This window comes from Georgenia sp. AZ-5, from assembly GCF_043952095.1.
Taxonomy (GTDB): domain Bacteria; phylum Actinomycetota; class Actinomycetes; order Actinomycetales; family Actinomycetaceae; genus Georgenia.
Map to the genome: position 1 here is coordinate 206,693 of NZ_JBINOU010000001.1, position 21,460 is coordinate 228,152.

15 protein-coding genes and 1 pseudogene are annotated in these 21,460 nt (G+C 74.3%); 1 reads left to right on the forward strand and 15 read right to left on the reverse strand.

The features are described 5' to 3' along the window. Position 1 precedes the first annotated feature (1 nt). The 4 genes from recD to ACF0H8_RS01050 form a co-directional block, all read right to left on the reverse strand. On the reverse strand, positions 2-1,909 hold the full coding sequence (recD, locus tag ACF0H8_RS01035) for an exodeoxyribonuclease V subunit alpha (RefSeq protein ID WP_395287139.1): 1,908 nt from the start codon (positions 1,907-1,909) through the stop codon (positions 2-4). Then, entirely contained in the window at positions 1,906-5,232 is a 3,327-nt protein-coding gene (locus ACF0H8_RS01040; protein ID WP_395287140.1) for a UvrD-helicase domain-containing protein, read from the reverse strand. Before ACF0H8_RS01040 ends, recD begins: the two co-directional genes overlap by 4 nt. Beyond that, positions 5,229-8,618 carry an exodeoxyribonuclease V subunit gamma gene (recC, locus tag ACF0H8_RS01045; RefSeq protein WP_395287141.1) on the reverse strand — a complete coding sequence of 1,130 codons (3,390 nt, stop codon included), beginning with the start codon at positions 8,616-8,618 and terminating at the stop codon, positions 5,229-5,231. Before recC ends, ACF0H8_RS01040 begins: the two co-directional genes overlap by 4 nt. A 74-nt stretch (positions 8,619-8,692) precedes the next feature. After that, on the reverse strand, positions 8,693-8,902 hold the full coding sequence (locus ACF0H8_RS01050; protein ID WP_395287142.1) for an ATP-binding domain-containing protein: 210 nt from the start codon (positions 8,900-8,902) through the stop codon (positions 8,693-8,695). A 245-nt stretch (positions 8,903-9,147) separates the two neighbouring features. Between ACF0H8_RS01050 and ACF0H8_RS01055 the strand changes: the two genes are divergently transcribed. Further along, positions 9,148-10,392, forward strand: a complete 1,245-nt coding sequence (locus ACF0H8_RS01055) for an AI-2E family transporter (RefSeq protein ID WP_395287143.1) — start codon at positions 9,148-9,150, stop codon at positions 10,390-10,392. Between the two features lie 50 nt (positions 10,393-10,442). Here ACF0H8_RS01055 and ACF0H8_RS01060 read toward each other — a convergent pair whose 3' ends face one another. The 11 genes and pseudogenes from ACF0H8_RS01060 to ACF0H8_RS01110 all read right to left on the reverse strand — a co-directional run bounded on the left by ACF0H8_RS01060 (position 10,443) and on the right by ACF0H8_RS01110 (position 21,435). Then, positions 10,443-11,384: a serine/threonine-protein kinase gene (locus ACF0H8_RS01060; protein ID WP_395287144.1), complete on the reverse strand. Its 942-nt coding sequence runs from the start codon at positions 11,382-11,384 to the stop codon at positions 10,443-10,445. Between the two features lie 151 nt (positions 11,385-11,535). Further along, positions 11,536-12,257, reverse strand: a pseudogene (locus tag ACF0H8_RS01065) (aldehyde dehydrogenase family protein); the annotation flags it as partial. A gap of 85 nt (positions 12,258-12,342) precedes the next feature. Next, positions 12,343-12,768: a hypothetical protein gene (locus ACF0H8_RS01070; RefSeq protein ID WP_395287145.1), complete on the reverse strand. Its 426-nt coding sequence runs from the start codon at positions 12,766-12,768 to the stop codon at positions 12,343-12,345. A gap of 696 nt (positions 12,769-13,464) precedes the next feature. After that, positions 13,465-14,373 carry a VOC family protein gene (locus ACF0H8_RS01075; RefSeq protein ID WP_395287146.1) on the reverse strand — a complete coding sequence of 303 codons (909 nt, stop codon included), beginning with the start codon at positions 14,371-14,373 and terminating at the stop codon, positions 13,465-13,467. A gap of 44 nt (positions 14,374-14,417) precedes the next feature. Then, positions 14,418-15,743 carry a hypothetical protein gene (locus tag ACF0H8_RS01080; protein WP_395287147.1) on the reverse strand — a complete coding sequence of 442 codons (1,326 nt, stop codon included), beginning with the start codon at positions 15,741-15,743 and terminating at the stop codon, positions 14,418-14,420. 45 nt (positions 15,744-15,788) lie between these two features. Then, the gene (locus ACF0H8_RS01085; RefSeq protein ID WP_395287148.1) at positions 15,789-17,294 is read right to left on the reverse strand and encodes an aldehyde dehydrogenase family protein; all 1,506 of its coding nucleotides are present in this window, start codon (positions 17,292-17,294) and stop codon (positions 15,789-15,791) included. Then, positions 17,287-18,069 (reverse strand): gamma-glutamyl-gamma-aminobutyrate hydrolase family protein, encoded by a 783-nt coding sequence (locus ACF0H8_RS01090; RefSeq protein ID WP_395287149.1) that lies wholly within the window; start codon positions 18,067-18,069, stop codon positions 17,287-17,289. Before ACF0H8_RS01090 ends, ACF0H8_RS01085 begins: the two co-directional genes overlap by 8 nt. After that, complete coding sequence (locus ACF0H8_RS01095) at positions 18,051-18,437, reverse strand: cupin domain-containing protein (protein WP_395287150.1); 387 nt, start codon at positions 18,435-18,437, stop codon at positions 18,051-18,053. Before ACF0H8_RS01095 ends, ACF0H8_RS01090 begins: the two co-directional genes overlap by 19 nt. 14 nt (positions 18,438-18,451) lie before the next feature. After that, the gene (locus ACF0H8_RS01100; RefSeq protein WP_395287151.1) at positions 18,452-19,330 is read right to left on the reverse strand and encodes a fumarylacetoacetate hydrolase family protein; all 879 of its coding nucleotides are present in this window, start codon (positions 19,328-19,330) and stop codon (positions 18,452-18,454) included. A gap of 57 nt (positions 19,331-19,387) precedes the next feature. Beyond that, positions 19,388-20,947, reverse strand: coding sequence for a 4-hydroxyphenylacetate 3-hydroxylase N-terminal domain-containing protein (locus ACF0H8_RS01105; RefSeq protein WP_395287152.1), 1,560 nt, complete (start codon positions 20,945-20,947; stop codon positions 19,388-19,390). Next, complete coding sequence (locus ACF0H8_RS01110; RefSeq protein ID WP_395287153.1) at positions 20,944-21,435, reverse strand: flavin reductase family protein; 492 nt, start codon at positions 21,433-21,435, stop codon at positions 20,944-20,946. The genes ACF0H8_RS01105 and ACF0H8_RS01110 overlap by 4 nt, the downstream gene beginning before the upstream one ends. Positions 21,436-21,460: the final 25 nt, after the last annotated feature.

The following is a 21,460-nucleotide window of genomic DNA, read 5'->3' on the forward strand; positions in this document are numbered from 1 at the left end:
GTCAGGCCAACGGCTCGCGCAGCCCGCTCGCCCGCCGCACCCGGCGCGCCACCGCCGCGCGGAACGCCTCCTCGGTGCCGACCACGCGCACGAACTCCTGCGCCCGGGTCACCGCCGTGTAGAGCAGCTCGCGGGTCAGCAGCGGCGAGGTCGCGGGCGGCAGGACGAGCGAGACGCGCCGGAACTGGCTGCCCTGGCCGCGGTGGACGGTCATGGCGTAGACGGACTCCACGGGCGGCAGCCGGTGCGGCCGCACCCGCAGCGGATCGGCCGGGTCGCCGAATACGGCCACCACCCCGCCTTCGCCGTCCGCCACGACCACGCCGGTGTCGCCGTTGTACAGGCCGGTCTCCCGGTCGTTGGCGGTGACGAGCAGCGGACGGCCCGGGTACCAGGGCGAGGCTGGGGCGTGCCGGTCCGGGCCGGCCGCGTCCGTCACCCACGCCTCCACCAGGGCGGCCCAGTGCGCGACGCCGGCCGGCCCGCGGCGGTGGGCGAGCATGACGCGGTGGGCGTCGAGCGCGCGCAGTGCCCGCGCCGCGTCGCCCTGGCGGGCGGCGAGGACCAGGTCTGCCCCGGCCTCCTCGGCGTCCTCGCGGACGGGCCGGACGTGCGCGTCGGTGAGCCGCTCCCCCACCTCGACGAAGCTCACCGACGGCCCGCCGTCCCGCAGCACCCCCAGGGCCCGGTCGGCGTCGCCGTCGCGGATGGCGGCGGCGAGCGGCAGGATCGCGCTGGTCTCATCCTGCCGGTGCACCTTCGTCAGCCGCACCACGCCGCCCCGCAGCTGCGCGCGCCCGTCGGCCGGGAGGTCGGCGGGCACGAAGCGGGCCACCGCGCCGGGCAGCGCGTCGGCGACCGGCGGCCGCGCCACGAGGTCGCCGAGGACGGCGCCCGCCTCGACCGAGGCCAGCTGGTCCGGGTCGCCCACGAGCACCAGACGCGCCTCCGGCCGCAGCGCCTCGAGCAGACGCGCCATGAGCGGCAGGGACACCATCGACGTCTCGTCCACCACCACCACGTCGTGCGGCAGGTGGTGGCGCGCGTCGTGCTGGAACCGCGTCGAGCTCCCGGGCTGCCACCCGAGCAGGCGATGCACGGTGGTCGCCTCGGGCGAGCCCACCCGCGCCCGGTCGTCCGCGTCCGGGATCTCGTCGATCACCTCCCGGACGGCCTCCTGCAGGCGGGCCGCGGCCTTGCCGGTCGGCGCGGCGAGCGCCACCCGCAGGCCAGGGCCGGCGACGTCCTGGAGGACGGCGAGCACCCGGGCGACCGTCGTCGTCTTGCCCGTCCCGGGGCCGCCGGTGAGCACGGTGAGGCGGCTCAGCGCCGCCGTCGCCGCCGCCAGCCGCTGACGGTCGTCCTCCGGCCGCGGGAACAGGCGGCGGACGGCGGCGGCGAGCCGGTCGTCGTCGATCCCGCCGACGGGGGCGGTGAGCCGAGCGTCGACCTCGCGGCGCACGACGAGCTCGTCGCGCCAGTACCGGTCGAGGTAGAGCCGCCCGTCGACCCACCGCACGGGCCGGTCGGCCGGGCCGTCCACCCCGACGGCGACCAGCGGACTGGCCCGCACGGCGGCCTCCCAGCCGGCGCGGTCGGGCCAGGGCAGCGGCCCGGCCGGCGCGGCGTCCTCGCCCTCGGGCACGGCGAGCGCGTCGAGCTCGTCCAGCCGCACGCACACCGACCCCGCCCGCACCGCCCGCACGGCCAGCGCGACGGCGAGCAGCACCCGCTCGTCCGTCTCGCGGGTGAGCCGGCCGAGGCGGGCGGCCACGTGGACGTCGGCCGCGGCGAGCACGTCGGCGGCGTTGAACGCCGCCAGCAGCGGCGGGGCGTGCAGCGCCCGGCGGGCGTCGGCCCCGACGGCCGGGTCCGGAGCGAGGACGCCAGCCGTGAACGGCGCGGTCATCGGGTCCTCCCCTCCAGCAGCGCGGACAGCTCGACCACGAGCGCGGCCGGCGGCCGCCACGCCATGACCCCGTACGGCGCACCGCCCGGGGCCGGCGTCCCGGGCCCGCACATGCCGCGGACGAACAGGTACAGCCCGCCGGCGAGGTGCCGCTCGGGGGCGTAGCCGCGCTGGCGCCAGCGCAGGTAGCGGTGCAGGGCGGCGAGGTAGAGCAGCAGCTGCAGCGGGTAGTGCGCCTGCATCATCGCCTCGGCCACCGCCTCGGGGCGGTAGTGCCAGGCGGTGAGCGGCTCCTCGAGCGGGCCGAGCCGGTTGGTCTTGTAGTCCACCACGAGGTAACCGGGCACCTCGCCGTCACGGCGGCGCAGGACCGCGTCGATGCTGCCGGTGAGGTAGCCCCGCAGCTGCGCCTCCCCGAGCCCGGCGAGCCGGTCGGCGTACGCCGCAAAGACGTCGTCGGCCGGCAGGTGGCGGCGCAGCAGCGCGGCGACGTCGTCGAGGGTGGCCGCCGGGCCGGACGGGGTGTCCCCGCCGCCGAGCGGCAGCTCGAACTCGAGCTCGGCCAGCCGGTCGCTGGGCGGGAAGTCCGCCAACGTGGCGCCGCCGGCGAGCGGGCCCAGCGGGGTGGCCATGACCAGGCCGAGCGCCCGGGCGAGCTGGGCGGCGTCGACGCCGGGGGCGCGGGCGGTGACCGCCTCCTGGCACCGGGCCAGCAGCTCGGCGTCGAGGTCCGCGGCGGCGGTGTCGACGTGCTCGAGGATCTCGTGGACGAGCGTGCCGAAGGCGGCGCCCGCGGGCAGGTCCGCCATCGGGGAGACGATCTCGCGGGCCGGGTCCGCGGCGGCGACGGCGGTGGTCACCGCGACGTCGGCCTCGTCCTGGATGCCGGTGGTCTCCGGCTCGCTGCCCACGCCCTCGGCGTGCGCGGCGGCGGTGAGCCCGGTGTAGGAGGTGCGCCGCCAGGAGTGGTCGAGGACGCGGTCGAGCCGGGCGACGGCGAGCTCGGGCCGGCCGCGCCCGGGCGGGCTCCAGCGGGCGGGCGCCGGGCGCTGCGTGACCTGCTCGAGCGCGATGGCGCCGCCGGTCCGGGCGCACAGGGCGGTGAGGGCGGCGGTGATCGCGTCGTCGGCGGCGACGGAGACCTTCTCGGGCGGCTGCTCCCCGGGCGCGGCGCCGCCGAGCAGGAGCCGGCTCAGCGGCCCGCCCGCGGAGTTCGACGACGGCGCCCAGTGCACCACCACCTGGGTGGCGGCGCGGGTGAGGGCCACGTAGAGCAGGCGCAGGTCCTCCCCGCGCTCCTCGGCCAGGTGCCGCTCCCGGGCGGCGTCGTAGCCCTCGGAGCCCTGGCCGCCGACGTGCAGCAGCCGGGTGCCGCCGTCGTCGTGGTAGCGCAGGATCGGCGGCGTGCGGGACTCGTAGCGGTCCCACCCGAAGGGCACGTAGACCACCGGGAACTCCAGGCCCTTGCTGGCGTGGGTGGTGACGACCTGGACGGCGGCGGCGTCGGTCTCGAGGCGCCGGCTGCGCTCCTCGGCGTAGTCCTCCTCGGCCTCGGCCACGCGGCGGCGCAGCCAGTCGGTCAGGGCGGAGACCCCGAGCCGGTCCTGGACCGCGGCGAGGTGCAGAGACTGGCCGACGTGGCGCAGGTCGGTCAGGGTCCGCTCGCCCGTCGCCGTGCGCAGGAGGCGCTCGGCGACGCCGCCGATGCTGACGGCCTCGAGCAGGGCGGCGACGCCGCGCTCGGCGAGCAGCCGGGCCCAGGTGCGCACCGTGTCGGAGAGCTCGTCGAGCTCCGCCTCGGCGGCGCCGGCGAGCGTGGCGGCGTCCCACCCGACGAAGGGTGTCAGCGCCAGGGCGGCGGTGCGGCCGGGGTGGGCGGGCTGCTCGAGCGCGCTGAGCAGGGTCACCCACTGCTTGGCAGCGGGCGTGGAGAAGACGCTGACCAGCCCGGAGATGACGGCGGGCACCCCGGCGTCGGCGAGCGCCTCGCGCACGGTGGTGGCGTCGGCGTTGCGGCGGGTGAGCACGGCGATGTCGCCCGGCTCGAGCGCGCGCCACGCGTCGCCACCGCGCAGGCGGGTCTGCCCGAGCTGGCGGACCACGTCCGCGGCGACGTCGGCCGCGATCAGCTCGCGTACTGCGGGTACGCGCGGAGGCTTGGTGCTCTTCGGGAATGGGGCGCGGGTGACCTGGCGCAGCCGCACCGGCGCACCGCCGTCGAGCCGGCGCCCGGTGTGCTGGGCGTCGACGTGGCGGACGACGATCGCCTCGTCGCCCAGGGCCGCGCCGCCGAGGATCGCCTCGAGTCCCTGCAGGAGCGGCTCGTCGCTGCGCCAGTTGCGCCCGAGGGTGGCGGTGGTGGTCGCGTCGCGCCGAGCAGCGAGGTAGGTGACGACGTCGCCGCCGCGGAAGGCGTAGATGGCCTGCTTGGGGTCGCCGATGAGGACGAGGGTGCGGCGCCCGTGAAAGGCGGTGCGCAGGATCTCCCACTGGACGGGGTCGGTGTCCTGGAACTCATCGACGAGCACCACCTGGTACCGGGCGCGGACCCGTTCGGCGGCGGCCGGGCCGTGGACGGGGTCGGTGAGGGCGTCGCGCAGCAGGACGAGCAGGTCGTCGTAGTCCAGGAGGTGGCGCGCGCGCTTGCGATGGACGACGTCGGCCAGGGCGTCGCGGGCGAAGGCGTACCGGTGCCCGGCGGGGGTGTCGGGGGCGGCCGCCGTGGGCTCGAGGCCGGCCTGGTAGTCGCTGACGGCGGCCTTGGCGACGGCGCGGGCGTCCGCCGGGGTGAGCGCCGGCGGGGAGTCGGCGTAGCGCTGGAGGTACAGGTCGTCGACCACCTCCTCGACCAGGTCGGCGATGTCGGGGACGAACGTGGCGTCGGCGTCGACGTCCCCGGCGACGCCGAGGGAGGTGAGCATCTGCTGGCAGAAGCCGTGGGTGGTGGTGATGGTGGCGGCGTCGAGCTGGGACAGCGCCCGGGTGAGCCGGCGCCGGCGGCGCGCCAGCTCGGCGTCGTCGACGGCCGCGAGGTGGGCCACCACGGCGTCGTCGCTGGTGCGGGCGTCGGGGCTGCGCAGCGCGCGCTCGGCGTGGAGGAGCCGCTCGCGCACCCGGTCGCGCAGCTCGGAGGTGGCGGCCCGGCCGAAGGTGACGATCATGAGCTCGGCCAGCTCGGCGATCCCCTCGGCCACGTACCGGGTGGCCAGCGCGGCGATGGTGAACGTCTTGCCCGTGCCGGCGCTGGCCTCGAGCACGGTGGTGCCGGTGGGCAGGTCCCCGCAGACGTCGAAGACGCCGGTGTCGGTCGTCGTCAGGCTCACGGGATCTCCGTCTCCTCGTGGGTGAGCAGCGGCTGCCAGACCCGCCGGGCGAGGACGCCCAGGCGAGTGCGGTCCTCCGGCCACCAGGGCCGCTCCTCCGCGGTGGGCGTGCCGAGGATGTCGGCCAGGGAGGCGCCCTCGCCCCAGCACAGGACGTGGTGCTCGTCGGTGCGCTCGAACCCCGCGTTCCACTCCCGGCTGGCGTTCTCCAGGGCCATCGCCTCGGAGTCGCCGCCGTACCGGCTGGTGGCGTACGAGCACGAGACGGGGACCGGCATGGGCAGCGGCTCGCGCGCGGCGAGGGCGCGCAGGTGGACGAGCTCGTCGAGCCACGCCAGCGCCTCGGCCTGGGTGGGGGCGGTGAGCCGGGAGACGACCGCGCCCGGCTTGTTGTGCTTCGGGCGGCCGATGGTGGCCGCCGACCAGCCCTGCGCGGGGCGGGCGGCGGCGAGGGCGAGGAGCTGGACCCAGGCGCGCAGGCGGTGCTTGGGGCCGAGGCGGGAGAAGACGGTGCGGACCACGGTGGTGCCGTGCACGCCGGGCACGGTGCCGGACACGGTCAGGCCCGAGGGCAGAGCGACCGTGACGTCGACGGCGGCGGCGGGGCCGACGGCGTAGGTCCGGGCGGCTTCGGCGATGAGCGCGACCCTGGCGTCCACGTCGAGAAGGGTGGCGCGGCCGAGCTCGCGGGGCGGGACCTCGCCGCGGCGCCACTCGGCGTTGAAGGCCTGGCGGGCGTCCACGCCGTCGAGCCGGGCGGCGAGCAGCCGGTCGCCGATCTGCCACGTGGCCAGGCCGTCGAGACTGAGGGGGAGCCGGTCCTCGACGTCCTCGATCTCCCCGGCGAGGGAGAGCTGGAGGCGGCGGCGGAGGAACCACCTGACCGGGTGCTCCAGCATCGCGACGAGGTCGTCGAGGTCGACGCCGTGGGGCGCCTCCTGCGCAGGCAGCGGCGCGGTGAGGAACGGGACCCGGCCCACCCGCTCGCCGCGGCCGGCCAGCGCCGCCCGCCGGGCGACGGCGTCGAAGCTGAACGCGCCCGGGCGACCCAGCGCGCCCGCGGTGAAGTTGCGCTCGTCGACCACCTGGAGGGGGTGGTGGACGCGCACGTGCTCGCGCACGGGCCGGCCGTCCGAGGCGGTGGCGGCGGCGTCGAGGGCGTCGAGGAGCTCGCCGACGGGGACGGCGGGGGGCCGGGCGGCGCCGGTGCGCTCGTCCGCGCCGCTGTAGAGGACCACGAGGTGCTCCTCGGCGGCGGTGACGGCGTCGAGGAAGAGCTGGCGGTCCTCGCTGCGGCGGTCCCGCTCGCCCAGGCACGGGTCGCGCAGGAGCAGGTCGTCCCCGTCGGCGGCGCTGCCGCGCGGGAAGACGCCGTCGTCGACGCCGAGCAGGCAGACCACGCGGTGCGGCACGGCGCGCATGGGCTCCAGCGAGCAGATGGTCAGGGCGCCGGTGCGGAAGCCCGCGCGGGTGGGCCGGCCCTCGAGGAGGTCGCCGAGGAGCGCACGGACGTCCGGCAGCCGCAGGGGCACCTCCTCGTGGTGCTCCCCGGCGGCGCGCACGTCGGCGAGCACCCGGCGCGCCTGGACCAGCTGCCAGCTGTCGGCGGGGCCGGTGTCCGCGAGCAGGGTCAGCGCGCGGTCGAGGGCGGCCAGCCACTCGGCGAGCGGCCGGGCGCCGTCGAGGGTGGCGAGGACGTCGGTGAGCCGGTCCAGCAGCTCCGCGAGCCGGCCGGCGAGGTCGATGTCGGTGCTGTCGACGTCGTCCAGCGGCAGGGCGGCGCCGACGTAGCGGTAGTCCTCCTCGGCCATGGCGGCGCCGAGGAGCAGCCGGTCGAGGGCGAGGGCCCAGGTGCCCTGGCGCAGCTCGGGCAGGCCGAACCGGGCGCGCCGGGCGAGGTCCTCGCCCCAGTGGACCCCGCTCTCGACGGACCAGTCGCGGATGTGGTCGAGGTCGTCGTCGCCGAGGCGGAAGCGCCGCCGGACGGGCTCGGCGGCGGCGAGGTCGAGCACCTCCGAGGCGGTCACCCGGCCGTCGGCGAGGCGGAGCAGGGTGCTCAGGACGCCGAGCACGGGGTTGGTGCGGCCGGGCGAGCGGTCGGCCAGGCGCACGCGCAGGCTCTGGCCGGGGTGGACCTTGGCGCGGTGCTCGGCGGAGGCGTCGTCGGCGACGAGCCCGAAGGTGGCGGTGACCAGCGGGGCGACCGACTCGATGTCCGGGCACATGACGATGACGTCGCGCGGCTCGAGGGTGGGGTCGTCGGCGAACAGGCCGGCGAGGACCTCGCGAAGCACCTCGACCTGCCGGGTCAGGCCGTAGCAGGCGTGGACCTGGACGCTGCGGTCGCCCGCGGCCAGGGCGTGCGGGGCGGCGTCGGGGTCGTCGTCGCGGAGCCGCTGCTGGAGGGCGCCGAGCAGGGTGGGCGGCGGGGAGGGGGCCGGGTGGTGGCTGACGGCGGGCGGCGCGCCGGCGCCCCCGGACGCACCCGCGGTGGCCCGCAGCCGGATCTGGAGCTCGACGGCGTCCCGGGCCATCGAGGCGAGCATCGGGTGCTCGGCGAGCGCCGGCTGGTCGCGGCGCCGTCGAGAGTTCGCGGAGACCGCGGCGACGCGGTCCCACAGCACCGGCGACGGGTGGGGCAGCCAGAGGTGGACGTCGCGGTGCTCGGCCAGCGCAACGAGCGTGCGCAGCTGGTCCTCCGGCAGCCGGGTGGCGCCGAACACCGACAGCCGCCCGGGCAGGTCGGCGGCCTCCGGGCGCTCGACGAGAGCAGCCAGCGCCGCCGGGAGCCGCTCGCCGGGGCTGGCCACGCCGACCCGCTCGCGCAGGCGGCGCCACAGCTCCGGCTGCCACCGCAGGTCCGCGGGCACGGGGCCGCCGGCGCCGTCCTCGTCGACGCCCCGGGCCCAGGCGTCGGCGAGGTCGGGCCGCTGGGAGGCGTAGGCGGCGAACAGCCGCGCCAGGTGGCGGGCGAGGCCGAGCCGGCGGCCGCGGCGGAGCTCGTCGTCGTCCGCCGCGCCGAGGTACCGGTCGATCGGCGCGCACCACTCCTCGCCCGCGGCGGCGTCGACGGCTTCGAGCAGCGGCCACGTCAGGGGCTCGGGCCGCCACGGGTCCTGGTCGCCGTCCAGGCCGAGCGCCGCGCCGAGCACGTCGCCGACGAGCCGGTACGGGGACGGGAAGGCGACGTTGGCGCAGATCCCGGGCTCGCCGTCGGCGCCGGCCCCGAGGTGGTGGGAGAGCCGCTGCGCGAGCCAGCGCTCCACGCCGCGGGTGGGAACGGCGACGACCTCGGGCGCGAAGGGGTCCTCGGGCGGGTCCGCGAGCACGGCCGCCAGGGGCGCGACGAGCGCATCCGCGCGCTCGGAGCGGTGCAGATGAAGCATTGACAGCCTCCTCCAGTCGTCCGGCGCCAGCCTATGGCGCCCCACCGACAGTCCCGTCCGACGGCGCGCGCCGCCTACCCCACCACGCCGGCGGACCACGGTTGCGCGGCCCTGAGTCGCTGTTGCACCGCCTCCCCGCCGATCTCCTCGACCAGCGCCCTCGGCCCCACGACGACGAGGAGCGAGCTCGCCCGGGACAGCCCGGTGTAGAGGATCTCCCGGGCGCGCTCGACCCGGAACCCGTTGACGCACAGCACGACAACCGGGCGCTCGAGGCCCTTCACCGGAGGATCGCCTCGTCGGGCAGCTGGTCCCGCAGCGCCTCCCAGACGGCGCGCTCGCCGTGGAACCCGGTCGGGAAGTCGGGATAGGGCGGGAAGCAGCGCGGCATGGGTCTTTCCTACTCCCCCGACCGCTGCCTGGCGGGCATACCGGCCGCCCGTCCTCCGTGTCGCCTCGCCACCAGGACGGGATTCGCTCGGTCGGGGAGGTCGACGCCTGAGCGGGGCGCCGATGACATGATGACGCGGTGGCCGTCCCCAACCGGCAGCCGCCGGCCGCTGCGGCCGGCCGGGCCCCCTCGACCCTGAGTCTCGTCCTCGCCCTGGCCGGCGTGGTCGTCGTGGCCGCGGGGCTCCATGCGGCCCAGAGCATCGTCGCCCCGGTGTTCTTCGCGCTGACCCTCATCGTCGCGGCCCGTCCGGTGCAGCGCCGGCTCGTGCGCCTCGGGATGCACAGGCTGCTCGCCGCCCTCCTGGTACTCCTTGGGCTGTACCTCGTGCTCGCCGGGCTCGCCGTTGCGCTCGGCTTCTCGGTGGCCCAGCTCTCGACGACGCTCCCCCGGTATGCGTCCGAGTTCCAGGGGCTCTACCAGACCGTCTCCGACTGGCTCGCGTCGCTGGGCATGCAGGCGGCCGACATCGACGAGCTCTTCGGGTCGGTGGACTTCAACAGCGTGCTGGGGCTCCTGCAGCAGGCCGCGAGCGGACTCAGCGCCGCGGGGGCGCAGGTGGCTCTTCTTCTCGTGGTGATGTTCTTCCTCGCCATCGACTCCACCGACACGGCCAGCAGGCGTTCCCTGCTGGCCCGGGCGCGGCCCCGGCTCTCCGTCGCGCTGGCGGGCTTCGTCGTCGCGGTCGGCCGGTACTGGATCGTCGCCACGGTGTTCGGCCTGATCGTTGCCGTCGTCGACGTCGTCGCCCTCTACGCGATCGGGGTGCCGCTCGCGCTGACGTGGGGCGTGCTGGCCTTCGTCACGAACTACATCCCGAACGTCGGCTTCGTCCTCGGGCTCGTGCCGCCCGCGCTCATCGGGCTCCTCGACGGCGGGGTGGGGACGATGGTGTGGGTCGTGGTCGTCTACAGCGTCATCAACTTCTCCATCCAGAGCATCGTCCAGCCCAAGATCACCGGCGACGTCGTCGGCCTGAGCCCGACCGTCACGTTCGTGTCCCTGGTCTTCTGGGCGCTCGTGGTCGGCCCGCTCGGCGCCCTGCTCGCGGTGCCGCTCACCCTCTTCTTCAAGGCCGTCCTCATCGACGCCGACCCCAGCGCCCGTTGGGTCAACGCCTTCCTGGTCACTGCGTCGGCCGCGGAGGAGAAGACGGCAGGTTCGGACGACGGAGACGGGTCCGACGCTGAACCGCCCCGCCGGGCGGACGAGGACGGCGCCGAGGGCGAACCGCACCGCCGCGCCGACGCCGCCGCGCCCGAGCCAGTTGGCAACCCGCACGGCCCGGTCCCGGGCGACTCCCCCACCGCCGACCAGAGCTGAGCCGGGGCCGGACCGCTCGCCGCCGCCGCACAGGGGTCAGTGCTGTCGCTTCAGGGCCGCGGGTGTGCCTCGGTCGCGGAGGTGACGACGTCCGGCGCGATGGTGGGCGCATCGGCGGAACCGTCAACGGCAACGCTCAGGACCGTTCCAGCTGCCGCCTCGACGGTCGCGCCCTGGACCCGCGCCGCGAGGTCGGTGAGCATCTCGGCGGCCTCCTCGGCGGACGGTCGCCGGTCGGGGTCCTTCGCCAGCAGATCGCCCACCAGGCGGTCGAGCTCCTCCGGCACGCCGGGGCTGAGGCGGCCCAGCCGGGGCGCCTCGACGAAGACGTGCTGATGGAGGATGGCGTCGGGCCGCCTGCCCGTGAAGGGAGGACGGCCGGCGACGAGCGCGGTGAGCAGGCAGCCGAAGGAGTACATGTCCGTGCTGCGCGTGGCGCTCTCGGCGCGCGCCTGCTCCGGCGCCATGTACTCGGCGGTGCCCTGGGTGGTTCCCGGCTCGGCGAGGGAGGCGACCGACTGGTACTCGAAGGCGGCGATCCCGAAGTCGACGACCATGACCCTGTCGCCGTCGACGAGAATGTTCGCCGGCTTGACGTCCCGGTGCACGACGCCCGAGGCGTGGGCGGCGGCGAGCGCCCCGGCCACCCGGCTCGCGATGCGCAGGGCCTCCCCGAGCGGGAGCGGCCCGTCGCGCAGCACGGCCGCGAGGTCCCGGCCGCGGAGCCGCTCCATGACGATGTAGGCGGTGTCCCCGTCGACGCCGGCGTCGTAGACCGTGACGATGTCGGGATGCTCCAGCGCCGCGGTGGCGACCGCCTCCCGGTGCATGCGCTCACCGAGCGTGGGGTCGGCGGCGTCGGTCAGGCTGACCGTCTTGACGGCGACCCGCCGCGCGAGGACGAGGTCGATCCCGCGCCACACCTCGGCCATCCCGCCACGGGCGAGCCGGTGATCGAGCTCGTACCGCTGGGCGAGCACTCTTTTGGGCACGCTCGATTGTTGCGGACGGCAGCCGGAACGGCATCGCGGGCGGGACGACGGGGAGGCCCCCGCTTGCGCGCCGCCGGAGCAGGCCGTGAGACCACGGCGACGCCGGAGGCGCACCGACCCCGGGATCCACGGTGCTCTCCCTCGCTCTAGTAGAGATGACCCGCGGGGCGCCCAGTTGCTTGAGGCCCTCGACGCCGAACTCGAGCCCGTACCCGGACTGCTTGGCACCACCGCAGGGCACCCGTGGGTCCACGGCGCCGTGCTTGTTGATCCACACGGTGCCGGCCTGGATGCGGGCGGCGACCTTCCGTGCCATGTCGATGTCTGGAGACCACACCGAGGCGCCCAGGCCGACCTCGAGCGCATTCGCCATCTCGACGGCCTCGTCGATCGAGGAGTACCTGACGATCGGCAGGGCGGGGCCGAACTGTTCCTCGGTCACGGGCCGATTGCGCCCACGACGTCAAGCGGCCGGTAGTGCAGCTCGGCACGGCCGCCGCCGTCGTCGACGACGACCTCCGGCTCTAGCTCGAACGACGCCGTCGCCCGTAGCCAACCGACGCAGGCACCGACCTCGAAGCGGGCGTTCAACCCATTGAGCGGCTTGCCCTGCTCACGAGAGAGCAGCTCGGCGAGCGCCTCGGCGGAGGCCTCGACGGCGTCGGCGGCCCGGTTGAGGTATTCGCTGCGGCGCTCATGGCCCAGGCCCGCCCACCGGGACTGGGCGGCACGGGCGCCCTCGACCGCGGTATTGAGGTCGGCGGTGGTCCGCTCTGGGGCGCGCCCGACGACCGCGCCGGTCGCCGGGTCGTAGATGTTCCGGCCTCCCTCGGCCGGGACGACGGCTGTGAGCAGGTCTGCGACGGAGAGGATCGCTCGGGTCTGGGTCTGGGTCTGGGCGGTCACAACTGCTCTCCCTTACGGTCCGGTCAGTCTCCGTGGCGCCCACGGCCCTCGCTCATGCGCGCGCGACTCGCCGGCCGGGCTCGGGGACCCGGAAGCGAGCACTCGGCAGGTCCTCGGCGCGCACGAACCCGGGGGCGGCGGCCAGCACGTCGGGGACGCGGCTGAGCGCGATGCCGATTGTGGTCTCGACACCGGGCAACGGGCTGACCCGCAGGGTGATGGGCCGGTCCAGGTGGGTCGTCGAGACGGTCGCGTGCGCGTACTCCTCCTCACCGGGCTCGAAGCACTTCCCGACGAGCCGCACCTCGACCGTCACGCCCTGCCTGGTCGTGGCAACCGCCGTCTGCACCCACCCGGTAATGGCGCCGGGCTCGACCACGAGGTCGAGCGCGGGCACGTGGACCGGCGTTCGCGCGACGGTCGGCTCGTGCCGCACATCCTCGGACCTGATGTCGAGCGCGGCGAGCCCAGCGATCATGTGCGCGCACTGCCGGGTGATCGACGGGCTCTCGCCCTCCCCGCCCGGCGGGAGCAGGTCCGCCGGCTGCGCACCTATCTGCAGGAACCCCAGGAGCGGCCCCGAAGGCGGCGAAGTCGCCCGTCACCTCGACCTCGATTCGTGTCACGCCGGGCACGAGGGCGGCGAGCTCGACGGGCAGCCGGGCCATGGCGATGTCGTTGATCCCGGTCGCCACCAGAGAGGCGCCCCCCGCCTTCGCCGCAGCGTCAAGCTCGAGCGCCGTCACCGGGTCCAGCGCCCACGGGTACAGCGCGTCCTCGCCGATCGTCAGCACGTCGATGCCGGCCTCGAGGCAGTCCTTCGCGGCGCCGAGCAGGTCCGCGAGCGCGGTGGTGGTGAAGAACAGCGCGATGTCGGCAGACGTGGGATCGGGCGAGAAATCGGTGACGGCACGGACGTCCAGCCCGTAGGCCGACCTGCCCAGCACGGTGCCGACGTCCTCCCCGACGTGGCTCGACCGGGTGTAGACCCCCACGATCTCGGCGCCCTGGTCGAGAAGGACGGCCGCTGCGGCCGAGCCGGCGGCGCCGAGTCCGAAGATGAGGTACCTGGGGTGGTTCATGGACGCTCCTTTGATGGTGCAGGCGGACTGAAGAGGCGGCCGGTGGTTACGACGCGACGTCGTCGCCACCGGGTGCCGCACTTCCCGGCCCGTCAGTCCCAGATGGCCCGCAGGGACTCGCGCTCGGCCTCGACGGTCTCCTTGTCGAAGCGGAAGTAGGACCGGGGCGGGAGCATGCCCCAGACGTTCGAGCTCTTCCGGTCGTCCGGGAACTCCCGCGGCTCGTGCTGGTCGTCGATCTGTTCCATGTCGCAGTACAGCTCGACGAAGCACTCCGCCTCGGGCAGACGGACGTAGCCGGCAAGGTTGCCGCCGATGCCGTGGCGCACCGGGCCCCACGGGAACCACCGGCCGTGCTGGGCGAGGTGGTCGAACGACTGGCGGATCTGCCCGAAGTCCACCAGGTCGAAGGCGACGTGGTGGAAATGCGGGGTGCCGGTGTTCACGAAGGCGTTGACGTGGTGGTCGGCGCCGACGCGGAGGAACGCGCCGGCGTCGGACCCCAGCCGGTCGGTGAGCTGCTGGCCGACGACGGTGGTGTAGAAGTCGACCATGGCGTCGACGTCCGCCACGAGGTAGTTGACGTGGCCCAGGCGCCGCGGGCCGCCCGGCCGGATCTCGCTCGTCTGCCTGGAGGCCACGGGCAGGACGTCCTGCCCCGCACGCCTGCGGTACGGCACCAGGCGCACCCCGTTGCCCTCCGGGTCGGTGAACGCCACGGCGTCGTCGGTGCGCACGTAGTCGACGTGGTGCTCCCGCAGGTGCTTCTCGGCGTCCGCGAGGCTGAAGCCGGGATGGAGGTTGTACGCGGCGTACTGGATTCCGGGGGTGTTGGTCTTCTCGAGCACGAGGGAGTAGGGCTCATAGTTGCAAGCCAGGTAGGCACGGCCGTTCTCGCGCTCCCGTTCGAGGAGCCCGAACTCCACCTGCCAGGAGTGGGCGGCGGCGTCGAGGTCCTCGACGCCCAGGGAGACGTGGTCGATGTCGTACAGCTTGATCATGGTCGGTCAGTCCTTCTGCGAAGAGGGGTGGGGGCTCGATGGGGTCAGGCGTGGACGCTGTAGAGGTTCCACTCCCAGTCGGTGACGGCGGCCTCGAAGGCGGCGACCTCCGCGCGCTTGAGCGCGCCGTAGACGTCGACGAGCTCGGCGCCCAGTCCGTCGACGAGGACGTCGTCGGCCGCGAGCGCGTCGAGCGCCGCCGGGAGCGAGGCGGGCAGTGCGGCCCCGCCGGGCGAGGGTTCGACACCCCGGACTATCCCGTCGCGGGCGGCGTGGAGAATCCCGGCGAGCAGGAGGTGCGGGCTCGCGCTCGCATCCCCGGCCCGGACCTCGAACCGTGTCGACGTGCCCCGCTCGGCCGGCACCCGCACGAAGGCTCGCCGGTTGTCCTCCGCCCAGCTGGTCGACCGGGGGGACAGCCCCTCGCCGCGCAGCCGCTTGTAGGAGTTGACGGTCGGGGCGGCGAGGGCCATGAGGGCCGGGGCGTGCGCCTGCACGCCGGCGATGGCCGCGAGCGCGGTCGGGCTGAGGGACCGGCCGTCCGGTGCGACGAGGACGTTGCGCTCGTCGGCGTCCCACAGCGAGACGTGGGCATGCAGGCTGCTGCCCTCGTGGCCGGTCATGGGCTTCGCCATGAAGTTGGCCCGCAGCCCCTCGATGACGGCGAGCTCCTTGACCGCCGTCTTCATGAGGAAGGCCTGGTCGGCCGCCGCCGTCGCCTCCGCGTGGTGGAGGTTCACCTCAAACTGTCCCGGGGAGAACTCCCGCGTCACGACCGTCACGCCAACCCCGAGGTCGAGCAGGTTGCGGTGGATTCGTCCCACGACGCCGGCCGGGTCCGTGCCCCGGTCCATCGTGTAGGACACCCCGTCCACGGAGTACGGCCTCGGGTTCCCGCCTCCCGGCTCGAAGAGGTAGAACTCCGGCTCGAGGGCAGCCTGCGCGGTAAGCCCGAGCTCGGCGAGGCGCCGGGTCGCCGCGGCGAGGGCACCGCGCGGGCAGAGTGGCGAGCGCTCGCCGTGTTCGTAGAGTCCGGCGAGCACCCACACCGCGTCCGGCTCCCAGGGCGGGGCGACGGCCGTGTCGGGCTCGACAACGGCGTGGAGGTCCGGGTGGCTCGCCAGGGCCGGGAAGTCGGTCTCCGAGACTGGGACGCCGAGGAGGTCCTCCGCGACGCTCATCTTCGAGTAGGCCACCCCGCCGAGGATCGAGGCCAGGGCCGATGCGGGGTACTGCTTGGCCCGCTGCCGACCGAAGAGGTCCGAGTGCACGACGCGGACCACCTGGACCCCCCGCGCGAGCAGCCGGTCGAGGTGGGCCAGCTCGGGAGCGGATGCCGGGGCCCTGGTGGTGTCGGTCGCGGAGGTCATCGACCAGCCCTTTCTCGGGATTCGTGGACGCAATCCGTGCGCGGCTCAGAGCCGGACGTACGTCGTCTTGAGCTCGGTGTACTTTTCGAGGGCGTGCCGGGACTTGTCCCGGCCGTTGCCCGACTGCTTGTAGCCGCCGAAGGGGACGGTGAGGTCCCCCTCCTCGTAGCAGTTGACCCAGACCGTTCCGGCGCGCAGCTGCCGGGACAGCCGGTGGGCCCGTGACAGGTCGGAGGTCCAGAGCCCGGCGGCGAGCCCGTAGTCGGAGTCGTTGGCGACGGCGACGGCCTCCCCCTCGTCGGCGACGGGGACGACAGCGAGGACTGGTCCGAACACCTCCTCCCGGGCGAGCGCGGAGCCGGGGGCGACGTCGGTCATGACGGTGGGGGCGAAGTAATGCCCACCGGCGAGCTCGCCGTCGAGGTCGCCGGCGTGGCCCCCAGCCGCGAGGGTTGCCCCCTCGTCGAGCGCCCGGGTGACGTGCGTTGCGACCTCCTCGCGCCGGCGGGCCGACGCGAGCGGGCCCATGGTGGTCGCTGGGTCGAACGGGTCGCCCGGCGCGTAGCCCCGCGCGGCGCGGACGACGCCGTCAACGACCTCCTCGGCGATGTCCCGGTGGACGATGAGGCGGGACGGTGCCGTGCACATCTGGCCGGCGTTGAAGAAGATCCCCCAGGCCGCCGTGGCGGCGGCTGCCGCGAGGTCGGGGGCGTCGGGCAGGACGATGTTGGGCGACTTCCCGCCGAGCTCGAGCCACGTGCGCTTGAGGTTCGACCGTGCCGCATACTCCAGGTACGCCCGCCCGACTGCCGTCGACCCGGTGAAGGCGAGGGTGTCCACCCCGGGGTGCTCGCCCAGCGCCCGCCCGAGCTCGACACCGGTCCCCGGGACGACGTTGAGGACGCCCTCTGGGACCCCGGCGGCGAGGGCGAGCTCGGCGATACGCAGCGCCGAGGCCGGGGTGAGCTCGGACGGCTTGTGCACGACGCTGCAGCCGACCGCGAGCGCCGGTGCGATCTTCCACGCCGCGAGCGTGAGCGGGAAGTTCCAGGGTGTGACCACCCCTACGACGCCGACCGGCTCGCGGGTCACGATCGCAAGGTCGTCCTCGCCGGTGACGGGGACCTCCCCGGCCTCCTTGTCCGCCAGCTCGGCGTACCACCGGTACGTGGCGAGCACGGCGCGCAGCTCGATGCCCCAGGCCTCGCTGACCGGCTTGCCCATCTCCGCGCTGATCATCACCGCGAGCTCGTCGCGGTGGTCCTCGATGAGATCCGCCCACCGCAGCAGGACCCGCTTGCGCTCGCGCGGTGCGAGACGCGGCCAGGGCCCGTCGTCGAACGCCCGGCGTGCCGCCGCGACGGCGGCGTCGAGATCGGCGGTCCCCGCCATCGGCGCCTCGACGAGGACGGCGCCGTCCCGCGGGGAGACGAGCGTGAAGGTCGCACCGTCGCGCGGCGGGACCTGGCGCCCGTCCAGGACGAGCCGCCCGGGCCAGTCGACCGCGCCCGCGAGTGCCTTCCACCCCTGCGCGGTGCGTGCCTCAGACATGGGCCACCCGCTCCCTCCGGTCCTCGGTGGCAGCGGCCCGTCGCCGCGTCGCGGCCGCGCGGGCCTCGCCGACGAACGCGGAGAACAGGGCGAGGCCCTCAGGCGCGAGCTGCTGCTCGGGATGCCACTGCACGCCGAGGCAGAATGGCCCCGATGTGGTCTCGATGGCCTCGACGACGCCGTCGGGCGCCCAGGCCGAGGCGGTCAGCCCCATCCCCAGCTGGTCGACCGCCTGGTGGTGGTGCGAGGCGATGGAGAAGCTGCGCCGGGGGAGCACCGAGGCCAGCCGGCTGTCCTCCCGAATGACGACGTCATGGCTGGCGAAGGTGCCGACGTCGCCGCGGTGGGGGGCCATGTCGAGGCGGTCCGCGAGGTGCTGCTCAAGGGTCCCGCCGAGCGCGACGTTGATGAGCTGCATGCCCCGGCACGCGCCGAGCACCGGCAGGTGCCGCTCGTGGGCGCTGACGATGAGGGCGATCTCGAGCGCGTCCCGCAACGGCAGCGGCTCGTCGTTGTCCGGGTGGGCGTCCTGCCCGTAGGCGTCGGCGTGCACGTCGCGGCCCCCTGGCAGGAACACGCCGTCGGCGAGGTCGAGCAGCCGGCCAGGGTCGTCGGCGTGCACCGCCAGGCTCGGGACCACGAGGGGTGCGCCGCCCGCCGCCTCGACGGCCGCGAGGTAGGAGTGGGGCAGGCCGTCCGTGGGCACGTCGACCCAGGCGCCGGTGGTGGCGGACTTGCGGTCCGCCACCACGAGGATCAGCGGTGCCCGGCCCACGACGACTCCACGGGAGGCTGGTCGGTCCAGTCGGTAACGCCGCGGGTGATGGCGAGCCAGACCGCGTCGTGGCCGTCGTCTGCGCCGTGCCAGTGCGGCTCGCCCGGGGGCGTCTCGACGACCGTGCCGGGTTCGATGCCGCGGTGCTCGCCGTCGCCGGTGCCCACCCGGCCGGTGCCGCTCAGGAGCATGAGCACCTGACCGCCCGGGTGGCTGTGCCAGAAGGTCACCGCCCCGTCGGTGCAGTGCACTCGGGCGATGTCGTCCTGGGTGGCGTCCGGGGCCTCGATGATCATCTCGAGCTGCACGGGGCCGGTGAATCGGCCGTTGTACACGTACTCGCGGTTCCCCTGCGGGTAGATTCTCATGGCGCGTCCTCCCCTCAGGCCCCGGCGGCGACGGCGACGCCCGCGAGGTCCCGGACGTCCGCCTCGGCAAGCACCGGATTGCACAGGGAGCCCACGCCCTCGACGGCGACCTCTACGACGTCGCCGGGGCGCAGGTAGCGGGGGGGCGTACGTTCGTCACCGACGCCGCCGGGCGTGCCGGTCGCGATGAGGTCCCCCGGCTCGAGCGTCACGCCGCGCGTCAGGTACTCGATCAGGGTGGGGACGTCGAAGATGAGGTCCCGCGTGTTGCCGGCCTGCATGATCTCGCCTGACAGGGTCGTGCGGACGCTCACCGCGGCGCGGTCCGCGACCCCGTCGAGGCTGGTGAGCACCGGGCCGAGCGGGGTGAACGTGTCGAAGCTCTTGCCCAGGGTGAACTGGCGCATCGGGGTCTCCAGCTGGGCCCGCCGGCCGCTGACGTCGTTGAGGGCGGTGAGGCCGCCGACGTAGTCCCAGGCCTCCTCCTTGCTCACCCGGTAGGCGCGCCGGGAGATGACCAGGCCCACTTCGCCCTCGTAGTCAGGGCGGGTCTCCTCGGCCGGGATGACGATGGCGTCGTGAGGACCGGTCACGGAGGAGGGCAGCTTGGCGAAGACGACCGGCGAGTCAGGGTGCGCGAGGTTCGTCTCCTCGACGTGGGACTGGTAGTTCAGCCCGATGGCGAGGATCTTGCCCGGGGCCACCGGGGCCAGGACGTGGACCTCTGCGAGCGGGAAGCGTGGCCCGTCCGCGGTGGCGACCAGCGCCCAGTTCTCGGGGGTGGGGACGAACCCGCCGGCGGGCGCCGCCCCGGCGGAGACGATGACGTCGCCCTCCAGCCGGCCGATCAGCCGCGTTCCATCGGTGGTCTCGAAGTGGATTGCCTTGGTCACGTTAGGGACTTCCTCTCGGCGGGCCGGCCGGCCCGCGTGGTATCCGGTGGATGCCGCTCAGGCGCGGCGGATGCGGCTGACGTCGGTGGGGTTGACGAGGTCCGGCGCCGTCCAGCCGGCGAGGTCGTACTCGGACATGAACGACTCGGCGAAGCCGCGGACGCGGTCGAGCTCCCCGTTCTCCTGTGCCAGACCGAGGATGTCTAGGTAGGTCTTCTCGGGCTGGCCCCAGTAGTTGAGCTCGTAGAGCTCGTGACGGGAGCCGAACTCGCTGCCGATGGAGTCCCAGAGGGCCTTCATCACCTTCGACCGGTCAAGGGCTGTGTGGCCGTTCGACCCGCGCAGGAAACGGTCGAGATAGGGCCGCACCTCCGGCGTCGTGAAGTCGACGGCGTTGGAGTTCAGATAGATCAGGCCCGAGGCGATGATCGTCTCGATGATCTGCTTCATCCGCGTGTACAGCCCGGGGGTAAGCGCCGCGAACGCGAGCGCGTACTCCTCGCTGGGCGTCATGATGCCGCCGAAGCCCGGGTTTGCGCCCTGGATCATCCCATCGTTGAGGCCGGCGACCATGTGCCGGAAGGCCATGATCTCCCCGAGGCCCGCCTGCACGCCTCGGAACTGGCCCGAGCCGGTGATGTCGAGGGCCTTGCTCACCAGGCCGACGACGAAGTCGAGCTTGGTCATCAGGCGCGTGGAGGCCTGCAGCGCGGCTCGGGACATCCAGCCGGCGGCGCCGTTGAACTCGGTGACCTTCTGCGGGTCGTAGACGAGGACGTTCTCCCAGGGGATGAGGGCCCGGTCGAAGACGATGATCGCGTCGTTCTCGTCGAACCTGCTGCTGAGCGGGTAGTCGAAGGGGCTGGCTGCGGTGGCGGCCACGGACTCGTAGGAGGCGCGGGAGAAGAACTTCACGCCCTGGCCGTTGACCGGCGCCATGAAGATGAGGGCGAACTCCTTCTTCCCCAGCGTCGCACCGAAGTGCGAGATGAACACGTACTGGGTCAGCGGTGACCCCGTGGCCACGACCTTCGCGCCGCTGACGACCAGGCCGCTGTCGGTCTCCTCCTCGACATGGACGAAGACGTCCCTCACCTCCTCGACCCCGCGGCTGCGGTCCACCGGCGGGTGGACGATGGCGTGGCCGACGTGGAGGACGTCCTCCTGCACGCGGGTGTACCAGCTTCGCGCGTTCGCCGCGTACTCGCCGAAGAAGTCGGGGTCTGCGCCGAGCGTGGTGATGAGGGAGGCTTTGTAGTCGGGCGTGCGGCCCATCCAGCCCCACACGAGCCGCTGCCAGGCGGCGATCGCGTCGCGGCCGGCGCGCAGCTCGTCCTTTGTGCGCGGCGCCTTGAAGAACGCATGGGTGTAGCCGCCGTTGCCCGTGTCCGTGGGGGCGATGAGGTTGGCGTTGACGGCCGGGTCGTGGAGCGCGTCGTAGAGGCGGGCGATGGACCGGGCGGAGTTGCGGTACGCGGGGTGGGTGGTGACGTCGCCGATGCGCTCGCCGTAGATCCAGACTTCGCGCCCGTCACGGAGGCTCGCGAGGTATTCCTCCCCCGTCTGCGGCCGGGCGGTGGCGGTGGCGGCCGCGGGCGACGTCTGTGACACGGTCATGCGAGGGCTCCTTTGGGGGTGAGGCGGTCGAAGGCACCGGAGAAGAAGATCAGGGGCGCGCCGTCGTCGTAGTTGAGGGTGCGGACCTCGCCGATGAACAGCGTGTGGTCCCCCGCCGTGTGCCGGTCGTACATGCGGCAGGTCAGGTGGGCGAGGGCGCCGTCGAGGAGCGGGACGCCGTCCCGCCACACGAAGCGGGGCACGAGCCCGCAGGGACGGCCGGCGAAGTGACCGGCGACGTCTTGCTGGTCGTGGGCGAGCACGCTGACCCCGTAGTGGTCGACGGGGCCGAGGAAGTCGTGCATGCGGGTGCGACGGTCGACGGAGACGAGGACGAGCGGCGGGTCGAGAGACACCGAGAGGAACGAGCTCGCCGTCATGCCGTGGACGTCGCCCTGGGGCGAGGTCGCCGTCATGACGATCACGCCGCTGGCGAAGCGGCTGAGCGCAGTTCGGAACCCTCTCGGTTCCACGGTGGCGACGGTCATGGGGACCTCCGGCATATGGACGTTC